This is a genomic window from uncultured Microbacterium sp. (assembly GCF_963521695.1).
Taxonomy (GTDB): Bacteria; Actinomycetota; Actinomycetes; order Actinomycetales; family Microbacteriaceae; genus Microbacterium.
The window spans coordinates 1-11,398 of the sequence record NZ_CAUQWC010000099.1 but is presented as its reverse complement, the minus strand read 5'-3'; the positions used below and the strand labels follow the sequence as shown (position 1 = coordinate 11,398).

Here is an 11,398-nt window from a genome sequence, read left to right as displayed (position 1 = left end):
GCGGGGGGCGGTTGCCCCCCCCCCCGGCCACCCGCTCCCCTCCGTCCCCCGCTACCGCCGCCGGCAGCGGCTTAGAGCTCGACGACCTCCCCGCCCGCCGTCCGGAGCGCGAGTCGGAAGCCCGACTCCTCACCCTCGACGACCTCGGCGACACCGTCATCCAACGCCAGGGCGTTCAGGATGCCGACCAGCGGCGCCGGGTCGGGCTCGGTGCGGACGAACGAGACGAGTTCGATCGTCGGGATGTCGCTGAGGCCGGGCTGCGCGGTGCGACCCCAATCGATGAGGAACGGCACGTCGATGCGGTGGTGCTCGCCGCGGGTGAGACGCCATTCGAGCAGGGTTCCGTCGGGGGTGCGCCGTGACAGGTCGCTGACGTCGCCCGGGTCGTAGCCGTTCGCGCGGGCGGTGGCGACGGTCGCGTCGATGTCGTCGGGGTGCACCGCGTACGCCTGCACGCGCGGCTCGGTGAGCGAATCGATGCCGAAGGTCGTCGGTACCGCGGGCTGCGCGCGGTCGGGATCGGGGCCGATCAGCTCGATGTACTGCGGGCCGCGCCGACCGTCGACCGTGAGGGCGACGAGCGCGTTCGCTGTGCCGGTCGGGTGCGCGCCTCCCGGCGCCGCGACGACGCCGGTGCGCTCGGCGAACCAGTCGACGAGGGCCGCGAGGTCGGGGCCTGCGATCACGACGTGGTCGAGAAGGCGGGGAATGCTCATGACTGTCCTTACTGTCGGGTGGGGACTTCGGGTTCGCCGAGCGACAGCATGAGCCGGTTCGCCCAGTTGAAGAAGGCGGCCCCGCCGATGACGTCGACGATGTCGGCGTCGTCGAGGCCCGCCGCGCGCAGGCGGGAGATGTCGGTCTCGCCGAACGCCAACGGGGTGTCGGCGAGGGCGACGGATGCCGCGACGACCGCGTTCCACGTCTCATCGCCCAGGTCGGCATTCACTCCCTCGTCGAGCAGGCGCTGCACGTCGTCTTCGCGTCCCGATTCGCGAGTGGCGGAGGCTGCGTGCACCGAGGCGCAGAACACGCAGCCGTTGCGGCGCGAGGTGGCGGCTGCCGCGAGTTCGCGCTCGGCGCGCCCGATGCCGCCGTCGACGTTGTAGAAGATGTCGAGGTCGGTGAGCGTGCGGGCGCGGAGCGCCTCGGGGTCGCGCGCGAGCAGGCGGAAGTAGGGCATCTTCGCGCGGGCCGGCTCGATGAGCGCGTCGCGTTGCGCGTCGGTCAACGCGTCTTCGGCGACGGGCAGCAGCCACGGCACCCAGCCGAGCCCGCGCTGCGTGAAGGCCCGCGGACGGGCGAGGTCGGGGTACTCGGTGACGATGTCGGTCATCTCAGGCTCCCTCGGTGGTAGCGGTGTTGACGAGGACAGCGGGCTGCGACGCATGGGCGGGCACCACGGAGTGCACCGAGTCCCGGCCGGCGCCGGCAGACGTCGAGGCCCAGGCGGCTGCCGCGGAGTCCGAGCCGTGCGCGCCGACGGGGACGGATGCCGCGGCGAGCGCGCGCAGTCCCCACGAGAGGCGCAGCTGGAACGCCAGGAACGCGACGAGCTGAGATAGCGAGACGATGGCATCCGCGTTCCATCCGGCATCCACGAGCCTTCGGAGATCTTCGGGACGCGCTTCGCGCGGGCGTACCACCAGCAGGTGCGCGTGCGCGAGGGCGGCGGAGAGACGGATGCCGAGGCTCGCTGCGACGCGGTTATCGGCGGTCCAGCGCGGTCCCCCGGTCGACTCGGATGCGAGATCCGGCTCGCGGTAGCGCCCGAACGGGCCTGTGGCGGTCGCGGCGGCCGCTGCCTCGGTCACGCCGGGGATGAGTTCTGCCTCTTCGTCGCCGAGGAGGTCGCGGTAGAACTCCGTCGCGGTGTCGAAGCCGTGCAACCGCGAGACGAAGAGGGCGACGGCATATCGCTCGGCGAGTGAGAAGTCTCCCGGGGCGGCCGGTTCGAGGAGGGCCTCGAAGCTGCGCTGGGCGTTGACTCGCGCCTGGGGGCGCTGCGAGCGGACCGTGTCGAGCGCGTCGCCCGGCCGGATTCCGGCGAGCAGATCGATGATGTCGGCGGTGGGCGTGCTCATGCGAGTCCTTCCACGGTGGTGGTGGCGAGTGTGTGATGGGCGTGGCGGAGGGCGTCCGCGGCATCCGGTCCAACGTCGAAGCCCAGCCGGGGCGCGACGGCTTCGGCCAGGAGTTCGATCGAGCGCAGGGTCAGTTCGTGAGGCGCGGCGATGGAGTGCACCTGGAACGACACGTCGCTGACCTCGGCGAGCGTCTCGTCGGCCGCGAGTGAGGCGACGACCTCGTCGACGGTGCCGACGTGGGTGTCGGTGAGACGCACGAGCTCGTCGAGCCCGACCCCGTCGGTGTCGACGCGGAGCACCGTGCGTGCGAGGTGACGCAGACCGTCGGCAGCCAGCTCGAGCGCGCGGGTGCGGTTCTCGGGGTCGACGACCAACGCGGTGCGCGAGGCGAGCACGCGCACGGGTGCGCCGTGCGGGAGCGCTGTCGTGTAGGCCGCGATGATCGGCAGCTGAAGGTCGTGCAGCGGAGCGGCGGGTGCCTCGGGGCTGCGCGGCTGCGTGCGCGAGAGTAGGAGTCCGTCGCCACGCGCCCCCGCGCGACGGCCGCCGTCGACCGAGAACGTCGCCTGCCAGATGCGCGCCGACAGGTCGTCACCGCTCGGGTAGAGCCGGGAGTCGGATCCCCGGATGCCACGCCCCTCGAGCGCGTCGAGCAGCACATCGAAGTGGTCGGCGAAGATCTCGCGGCGGCGGTCGGACTCGCGGCCGAACGCCGCGAACGATGCCGGGGTGCCGCCGGTGGCGAGGCCCAGCTGCACGCGGCCCCCGCTGAGCTGGTCGAGCACGGTGGCGTCCTCCGCGACGCGCAGCGGATCGTCGAGCGGCAGAGTCACCACCCCGGTCGCCAGCGCGATGCGGCTCGTGCGTTCGGCCGCGGCGGCCAGGAGCACGAACGGAGACGGCAGTCCTCCCTCGGTCTCGCCGAAGTGGTGCTGCGCGAGCCAGGCCGAGGCGAAGCCGCTGCGTTCCGCGTGCGCGATCTGCTCGACGGCGAAACGGTAGCGGTCGGCCGCGGACGCGGTCTCGAGCACGCGGCTGAAGAATCCGAGGCGCGGACCGCTCATCGGAGTACCTCCTCGGGGTGGGGTTGGGGGGAATCGGCATCCGTGGCCGCTGACGTCGGGTGCGCGCGCAGCGAGGCACCCGGGATCGCCGCGAGCAGCTGCCGCGTGTAATCGTGCTGGGGGTCGTCGAAGACGCGGGCAGCGGGTCCGTGTTCGACCTGGCGTCCCCGCTGCAGCACCGAGACCGTGTCGGCGATCTGGCGGACGACGGCGAGGTCGTGCGAGATGAAGACGTAGGTCAGCCCCAGGTCGGCCTGCAGGCGGGCGAGCAAGCGGAGGATCTGCGCCTGGACCGTGACGTCGAGGGCCGACACCGCCTCGTCGAGCACCACGAGCTCGGGTTCGACGATCAGCGCTCGCGCGATGGCGACCCGCTGGCGCTGGCCGCCGGAGAGCTCTCGCGGACGCCGGGCGGCGATGTCGGGGTCGAGGGCCACGAGCTCCAGGTGATGCGACGCGCGTTCCGCACGTTCGGCGCGCGAGCCGATGCCGTAGTTGCGCAGCGGCTCGGTGAGGATCTCGGCGATGCTCTGCCGCGGATCGAGCGAGGCGTAGGGGTTCTGGTAGACCAGCTGTGTGGTGCGGTGGAAGGCGCGGCGGGCGCGCCCACCCGCGAGCGCGGTGACCTCGGTGCCGGCGACGCGGATGCGTCCGGCGGTGGGGCGATGGAATCCCGCGATCGAACGACCGGTGGTCGTCTTGCCCGACCCCGACTTCCCGACGAGCGCGTGCGTGGTGCCGCGCACCACGGTGAACGAGACGTCGTCGACGGCGATCAGCGGGGAGCGCCCGGGGCGGCGGAACTCCTGCGTGAGCCCCGCGACCTCCACCAGGGTCTCGGCGGCGAGGGTCGTGGCATCCGGTGCCGCGCGCTCCACGACGCGTGCGAGTGACGGCGCATCGGCGAGGAGGGTGCGCGTGTAGGGCGAGGCGGGGGCCGCGAGCACCTCGGCGGTCGGACCCGCCTCTTCCACCACTCCGCGCCGCATCACCACGAGGGCATCGGAGCGGTCGGCCGCGACGGCCAGATCGTGGGTGATGAACAGGATGCCGGTGCCCGTCTCGGTGCGGATCTCATCGAGCAGATCGAGTACCGTGCGCTGCACCGTCACATCGAGCGCGCTCGTGGGCTCGTCGGCGATGATCAACTCGGGGCTGAGGGCAAGGGCCGCGGCGATCAGTACGCGCTGGCGCATACCGCCCGACAACTCGTGCGGGTACTGCTTCGCGCGAGCCTCGGGGTCGTCGATGCCCACGCGCTCGAGCAGATCGAGCACTCGGCCGCGGATCTTCGCGCGGTCGGTCCAGCCGTGGATGCGGAGAGCTTCGCCGACGCTCCACCCGATCGTCGCGACGGGGTTGAGGGAGTTGCCGGGGTCTTGCGGAATGAGGGCGATGCAGCGGCCCCGCAGGTGACGCCAGCGCCGCTCGGGCAGGCCGACGAGGTCGGTGACGCCGTCGGTGCGTTCGGAGAGGCGGATGCTGCCGCCCGACACGTGGCCGTTGGCGGCGAGGAGGCCGATCGCCGCCTGCGCGACCGTGCTCTTTCCCGACCCCGACTCGCCGACGAGGGCGGTCACGGAGCCGGCCTCGACGTCGAACGAGACGCCGCGGACGGCTTCGACATCGCCGCGGCGGGTGCGATACCGCACCGCGAGGTCGCGGATCGACAGCAGTGGCTCGGCGCTCATGCGGCATCCCCTCCCCGAAGGGCTTGACTCAGACGGTTGGTCGACAGCACGACGAGCACGACGACGAGGCCGGGCAGCACCGTGAGCCACCACGCGGTGGCGACGTAGTTGCGCCCCTCGGCGATGAGCAGACCCCACTCGGGCGTCGGCGGCGGCGCCCCGTAGCCGAGGAAGCCCAGAGTCGAGATCTGCAGGATGGCGGAGCCGAACTGCAGCGCGGCGAGGGCGATGACCGGCGTCAGCGAGTTGGGCAGGATGTGCCGCCACAACACGCCGAAGAAGGTGCCGCCCGAGCCGTACGCCGCCTCGACGAAGTCGGTGACGCGCACGCTCACCACCCGTGAACGGGCGAGCCGGGCGAAAACGGCGATCGAGGTGACGCCGACCGCGATGGCGGCACTCGTGGTGCCGAAACCGAGCAGGATGACGACGCCGAGCGACAGCAGCAGCGCGGGGATCGCGAGCAGCACGTCGACCACGCGCATGAGCGTCTCGTCGACCGCGCCGCGGATCGCCCCCGCAGCCAGCCCCACGGCCGTGCCGACCACGAGGCCGACGAGCACCGCGATGAGGGCCCCGATGATCGACTGCGACGCGCCGTAGACGACCCGCGCGTAGAGGTCGCGTCCGGTCGCGTCCGTGCCGAACCAGTGCTCGGCGCTCGGCGGCTGCAATGCGGGTGCCACGGTCTCGGTGGGGCTCTGGCCGGTGAACAGGGCGGGGAACAGCGCCCACAACAGCACGACCGCCACGATGAGCGCCGGGACGACGAACCCGGCGCGACCCCTCGTGCGCCGCCGCGTGATGAGGCCCAGGTCGCGGGTGGGGGCGAGCGCGGTCATCGGTTCCCTCCTCGGGACAGGGTGCGGGCGGGGTCGCCCACCTCGGCATCCACGAGTTCATCCACGGCCCGCTCCGAGGCCGTCGTCTCCCTCGCTGCCGTCTCGCCCGCGGAGGTCTCGCTCCCGGTCGTCCGGCCGCGTGCGGATGCCGCCGTGCGCAGCCGTGCGTCGAGCACGGGATACAGCAGGTCGACGGTCAGGTTGATCGCAACGAACGCGACGGTCGAGATCACGACCACCGCCAGCAGCACCGGGGTGTCGCGATCAGCGACGGCCTGCGCCGTCAACTGGCCGATGCCGGCGCGGGCGAACACGGTCTCGGTGACCACCGCCCCGCCGACCAGCTCGCCGAACAGCAAGCCCGCCATCGTGAGGGTGGGGAGCAGGGCGTTGCGGGCGACGTTGCGCCAGAGCAACCACGACGTGCTCGCGCCGCGCGCCCGCACCACCGTCACGAACGGCTGCTCGCGCACCTCGTCGATCGAGCGCATGAGCACCTGCGCCAGCGGAGCGGCGATCGGGATTGCCAGGGTGATCACGGGCAGGATCAGCGCCTGCACCGGATTCGCACCGATGACCGGCACGAGACCCAGCCGGAACGAGAAGACCTGGATCAGGATGATCCCGATCCAGAACACCGGCAGCGACACGAACAGCGGAGGGATGCCGCGGAACGTGCGCCGCAGCCAGCGTCCGCCGCCGTACGTCGCGGTGAACGCGATCGTCACCGCGAGCAGCACCGCGAGGGCCACCCCGAGGACGGCGAGCGTCAGCGTCGGCGGCAGCGCGGTGACGATCAGGTCGGACACGGCCGCGCCGCTGGCCACCGAGTACCCGAAGTCGCCCGTGAGGAAGCCGGCGATCGAGCGCACGTACTGCACGATCAGCGGCTGGTCGGCGCCCATCGACTGGCGGATCGCCTCGATCTGGTCGGGCGTCAGGCCGAGCTCGGGACTCCCGTACCGGGCGAGCACGGCGTCACCCGGCAGGGCGGCCAGCAGCAGATAGGCCGCCGTGTAGGCCAGGACCAGGACGAGGACGGCCTGACCTACACGACGAAGGACGTACGACATGGATTCTCCGTGAACTGCGTTTCCGTGGATCTCAGCCGGCGAGCCAGGTCGAGTAGAACGACGGGCGGCCGACCGATTCGGTGTCGAAGCCCTGCACCTTCGCGGTGAGGCCGAAGACCTGGGGCTCCTCGAAGATCGGCAGAATGTAGGCGTTCTCGGCGAGGTAGCGCTGTGCCGCCTCGGATGCCGCCTGACGTTCGGCCGTGGTCGGCTCCGACGCGATCGCCGACAGCAGGGTGTCGAGCTGCGGGTCACCCACCGATCCGTCGGTCGGGTTCAGGTTGAGCAGCGTGTTGCGGTTCTTGGAGAAGTACTGCGACTTCAGCACATCGAAGTCCGCGCGGCCGACCATCGAGTGGTACACCTGGATCGTGCTCTGATCGGTGGACGCCTTGGTCTGCGCGGCCATGTCTCCCGCGAACAGCGACACCGTGATGCCGAGCTTGCCGAGCTGCTCCTGGATGAGGGTCACGACCTCTTTCGAGCGCGGCTGCGGCAGTGCTTCGTTGAAGGAGAGGGTGAGCTTCTCGCCGTCCTTCTCGCGGATGCCGTCGGCACCCGTCGCCCAGCCCGCCTCGTCGAGGAGCGCGGCGGCTTCGTCGGGGTCGTAGGCGTAGGACGACGACGTGTCGACGTAGCCGAGGGCGGTCTTCGCGAGCGCGCCGGTGGCCAGCGGGTAGTTGGCGGTGAACAGGGTGTCGACGATCTTCTGACGGTCGATGCCCGCGATGATCGCCTGGCGCACGCGCACGTCGGCCAGCCGCGGCTCGCGGAACCGGAAGCTCAGGCCGTTGTTCACACCGTTGGTGGCCGCCGCGTGCAGCGAAAGGGAGCCGCCGGCGAACTGCGCCTCGTCGGGGGCGGGGATGTTGCGGGCGATGTCGGCTTGACCGGCGACGACCGTGCCGACGCGCACGCTGTTCTCTGCGGCGACGATGTAGTCGATGCCCGCCAGGTAGGCGGCTCCCTGGTGCGTGAGCGACGGCGGAGCCCAGTCGTAGTCGGCGCGCGCGGTGACGCTGGTCTGCGTGCTGATCTGCTCGTCGGAGATCACGAACGGACCGCTGCCGATGATCTCCTTGGCGTTGCCGGGGCCGAACTGCTCGCTCGTGCGGTCGAGGGTCGCGTCGGAGAGCAGGCCGGAGTTGATCGTCGACACCGCCTGGGCGAACCCGGGCGAGGGAGCGGTGAAACGGAAGACGACGGTGTCGTCGTCGACGACCTCGCCGCCGCCGTAGTTGTTGATCGCCTCCGAGATCGGGAGCGCCCGGTCTTTGTCGCCCTTGCCGTAGAGGTCGATGTTCTTCACGACGTTCGCGGGGGTGAGCGGCGTGCCGTCGGAGTAGGTGACGTCGGTGCGCAGATCGAACGTGTACTCCGTCGCGTCGGCGTTCACCGTGTAGTCGGTGGCGATCCACGGCTCGAGCTCGAGGGTCTCGGGGTTCTGGTACAGCAACCGGTCGGTGACGTTGTTGACGATGCCGCCGTTGGGATAGAAGCCCGCAGACGGCGGGTACAGCGTCGTCCAGGTCTGCGGCTCCAGATAGGTGAGGGTGCCGCCGCTGACGGGTTCGGCGTCGGCGGCGGGGCCCGACGAGGTCGCGGGGGCCGAGCAGCCGGCGAGGAGGGCGACCACGGCGAGTGCCGAGACCGAGGGGACGGCGATACGGGTGAGTCGGGACATGTGTGCTCCAGAGGTGCGCCGCGGTGCGGCGTGCGAGACGAGATGCCCCACCCCACCACGTCGGCGGATCAGCCCTCGACTCGACGGTCACGGTTCGTCATCACCGGCGCCACCGCCGTCCCGACGACATTAATCCCAGATCAACCACCATTTCCGGGGCAATATTGCTCACAAATGTGACGCTCCGTGTGACGCCCGTTGACCCTCCGTTACCCGGTTTGACGTCGCGTGACGGCCGGCCACCCACGCTGAGTGCCCGTGCGGTACGGTCTTGCTCCGCCCGGTCCCGGAGGTGCCGCTCCTACGGCATCCAGAACCCCAGCGTGCACAGCAGTCGCGTCTCGTCGTCGGCGTCCGCCGGCGGGTCGATCGCCGGACCGAACACGCCCCACTGGCGCCACTCGTCGGCGTGCGGCACGACGTGCTCGTCGAACCCGTCGATCAGTTCGGGGGACAGGTGGAACGGGATGCCGCAACGCTTCGCGATCGACCACGCCTGGAACGCGCGGTAAGTCGCCAAATGCGCGAAGCCCTCGGCCGCCGGGTAGTCGCCATACGTGAAGCGGAAGGTGTCGGCGATGTCGCCCTCGGTCACCGCGGCCGTCGCCGCGTCGTTGAGCGCGTCGTAGGCAGCGATCGGATCGTCGCCGCTCAAGAGGTCGCCTTCGGCGAACGGGTCGCCGTCGGCCGCCGCGCGACCCGCGACCACGTCGGGGATCCAGGCTTCGTCGTACGCGTGCCGCCCGATGATGTCGAGCAGCGTGGCCGATTCGAGCTGGCTCCACTCCTTCGGCACCGAGGCCGAGAAGTCAGCGGGATCGAGGCGGTCGATGACGTCGCGCAGCGCGGCGTCGGAGCGGAGGAACAGTTCGGCGGGCGTCATGGCGACGACGGTACTCCGGGCCACCGACACCGGCCAGACCCCTCTCGACCCGGCGCGCTGTGGAGAGGGCGCCGACCGCACGAGCGGTCACTCGAAGGAGACGAGGCCCGCCCGCGCCGCACGGATGAGCAGCTGCACGCGATCCCGCACGTTCCACTTCGACATCAGGCTGCTGAGGTGCGCCTTGACGGTGCCCTCGGACACATTCATCGCGCGGGCGATCTCGGCATTCGATTTGCCGGTCGCCAGCATCTCCAACGTCTCGCGCTCGCGGTCGGTCGGCTCCTCGTGCAGCGCGAGTCCGCGCACTTCGGGCTGCGGCGCGCCCTTGATCGACGCGATGAGCTTGCCCGTCACCTGCGGCGACAGCACCCCGTTCCCGGCGTGGATACCACGCACCGCGGCCACGATGTCGTCGGGGTCGGTGTCTTTGAGCAGGTAGCCCGAAGCGCCCGCGCGGAGCGCGGGCAGCACGGCATCCGTCGTTCCGAAGGTCGTCACGGCGATGACCCGGATCTGCGGCCACTGCGTCGTGATGCGCGCGATCGCCTCGACACCGTTCATGGTGGGCATCTGCAGGTCCATGACGACCACGTCGGGTTGGAGCGAGCGCGCCTTCTCGACGGCATCCAGGCCGTTCTCGGCGTTGCCGACCACCGTCATCTCGTCGTTCTCGAGGAAGATCGACAACGCTCGACGCACCAGCATCTCGTCGTCGGCGATGAGGACACGGATCTTCGCCATGGCCCGAGCTTATCCACCGACCGATGGACCCCACCTCGCCGAAAGTCGAAGCATGCCCGAGACGAACGGCTGATGGCAGCCCTTTCGCGACACGACAGGATCGAGGAAGATCGATACCAATCAGCACGAATCGGGGGGATGAAATGCCGGGAATCTGGAGCTACATGTGTCAGGTCATGGGGATCTGCTCCTGACGAGCCATTCGATCGATCGCGGGCGCGGGGTCGTTCGGGCCGCGCCCCGCGATCGATAATCGAGGCATGGCCGAAAAGACCGCGCAGAGCGAGTGGCAGCGCGGCCTCGTCGCCACCTGGCGTTCCGACCGGCTCTCACGCGTCGAGACCGTCGTCGTGCTGGTGCTGGTCGCCCTCGGCACGGTCGGCGGCATCGCCGTCGCCCTGCTCGCACGCCCCGACGCCGTCGGGCCCGCCCTCTTCCAGGCGGCGCTGACGGCGTCGTTCGCGCTGTTCGTCTGGTCGCCGGTCGGCGCGGTCGCGGTGCTCGTGGCATCCGTTCCCGTGTCGTACGCGTTCGATAGCGAGCGCGAGACGTTGCTCGTGCTCGCGATCGCCCTCGGCCTGGTGGTGCGCACCGGCGCCCGGGTGGTCATCGCCCTCTTCGCCGCCGCGTTCCTCGTCGCGAGCGCGACGATCGTGCTCGCGTCCGACCCGGGCGGATTCAACCTGCCGGCCGCCCTGCTCGCCGCCGCCGTCTCGGGAGCCGTAGGGCTGGTCACCCGCATGGCCAGCGACCGCGGGCGTCGACTCGAAGAGCGCCTGGCCGTGAGCGCACGCGCGCAACAGGATGCCGCGCGCACAGAGCGCCAGCGGATCGCCGACGAACTGCACGACGTGATCGCCCACGACCTCACCATCATCGCCATGCACGCGCAGGTACTGGTGCGCACGGAGGACGCCGGCACGCGGCAGCAGTCGCAGGCGGCGATCAGCGAATCCGCCGCGCGGGCACTCTCCGACCTCCGCCGCGTCGTCGCCGAGAACTCCGACCTGCTCGCCGGCGACCCGTTCGAAGCGACGGGACTGTCGGATGCCATCGACGCGGCCGAGCACGAGCTCAGCGCTGCGGGACACCGTGTCGTCGTCGACTGCGAGGCGAACGACGTCGTTCTCCCGCGCGTGGTGGAGCGCACCATCGCGCGGGTGCTGCGTGAATCGACCACCAACGTGCTCAAGCACGGCGGCGGGGGCGATGTGCGCATCGCGTTCCGCGCCGGTGACGACGCCGCGACCCTCACCCTGCGCAACCGCCTCGGCGGTGAACGGCCGGCCGGGCTGCCCTCGGGCGGGTACGGCACCGTGCGCATGAC

The 11,398-nt window shown here is 70.9% G+C and carries 11 protein-coding genes; 1 reads left to right on the top strand and 10 read right to left on the bottom strand.

Features of this window, described 5'->3' with window-relative positions; translation table 11 throughout:
* Positions 1 to 71: 71 nt before the first annotated feature.
* The 10 genes from RWP81_RS09080 to RWP81_RS09035 form a co-directional block, all read right to left on the bottom strand.
* Positions 72 to 719, bottom strand: coding sequence for a VOC family protein (locus tag RWP81_RS09080; RefSeq protein ID WP_314455119.1), 648 nt, complete (start codon positions 717 to 719; stop codon positions 72 to 74).
* 8 nt (positions 720 to 727) lie between these two features.
* Entirely contained in the window at positions 728 to 1,339 is a 612-nt protein-coding gene (locus RWP81_RS09075) for an alkylhydroperoxidase domain protein (RefSeq protein WP_314455116.1), read from the bottom strand.
* 1 nt (position 1,340) lies between these two features.
* The gene (locus tag RWP81_RS09070) at positions 1,341 to 2,087 is read right to left on the bottom strand and encodes a CMD domain protein (RefSeq protein WP_314455114.1); all 747 of its coding nucleotides are present in this window, start codon (positions 2,085 to 2,087) and stop codon (positions 1,341 to 1,343) included.
* Positions 2,084 to 3,154 carry a putative FMN-dependent luciferase-like monooxygenase gene (locus RWP81_RS09065; protein ID WP_314455111.1) on the bottom strand — a complete coding sequence of 357 codons (1,071 nt, stop codon included), beginning with the start codon at positions 3,152 to 3,154 and terminating at the stop codon, positions 2,084 to 2,086. Before RWP81_RS09065 ends, RWP81_RS09070 begins: the two co-directional genes overlap by 4 nt.
* Positions 3,151 to 4,845 carry an ABC transporter ATP-binding protein gene (locus RWP81_RS09060; RefSeq protein ID WP_314455108.1) on the bottom strand — a complete coding sequence of 565 codons (1,695 nt, stop codon included), beginning with the start codon at positions 4,843 to 4,845 and terminating at the stop codon, positions 3,151 to 3,153. Before RWP81_RS09060 ends, RWP81_RS09065 begins: the two co-directional genes overlap by 4 nt.
* Positions 4,842 to 5,687 carry an ABC transporter permease gene (locus RWP81_RS09055; protein ID WP_314455105.1) on the bottom strand — a complete coding sequence of 282 codons (846 nt, stop codon included), beginning with the start codon at positions 5,685 to 5,687 and terminating at the stop codon, positions 4,842 to 4,844. Before RWP81_RS09055 ends, RWP81_RS09060 begins: the two co-directional genes overlap by 4 nt.
* On the bottom strand, positions 5,684 to 6,760 hold the full coding sequence (locus RWP81_RS09050; RefSeq protein WP_314455102.1) for an ABC transporter permease: 1,077 nt from the start codon (positions 6,758 to 6,760) through the stop codon (positions 5,684 to 5,686). The genes RWP81_RS09055 and RWP81_RS09050 overlap by 4 nt, the downstream gene beginning before the upstream one ends.
* Positions 6,761 to 6,791: 31 nt before the next feature.
* Positions 6,792 to 8,444: a TIGR04028 family ABC transporter substrate-binding protein gene (locus tag RWP81_RS09045; RefSeq protein ID WP_314455099.1), complete on the bottom strand. Its 1,653-nt coding sequence runs from the start codon at positions 8,442 to 8,444 to the stop codon at positions 6,792 to 6,794.
* A 301-nt stretch (positions 8,445 to 8,745) separates the two neighbouring features.
* Positions 8,746 to 9,327: a hypothetical protein gene (locus RWP81_RS09040; protein ID WP_314455096.1), complete on the bottom strand. Its 582-nt coding sequence runs from the start codon at positions 9,325 to 9,327 to the stop codon at positions 8,746 to 8,748.
* An 87-nt stretch (positions 9,328 to 9,414) separates the two neighbouring features.
* On the bottom strand, positions 9,415 to 10,071 hold the full coding sequence (locus tag RWP81_RS09035; RefSeq protein ID WP_314455093.1) for a response regulator transcription factor: 657 nt from the start codon (positions 10,069 to 10,071) through the stop codon (positions 9,415 to 9,417).
* Between the two features lie 260 nt (positions 10,072 to 10,331).
* Between RWP81_RS09035 and RWP81_RS09030 the strand changes: the two genes are divergently transcribed.
* Positions 10,332 to 11,398 (top strand): histidine kinase (locus RWP81_RS09030; RefSeq protein WP_314455089.1); only part of this gene is annotated, 1,067 nt, incomplete at its 3' end.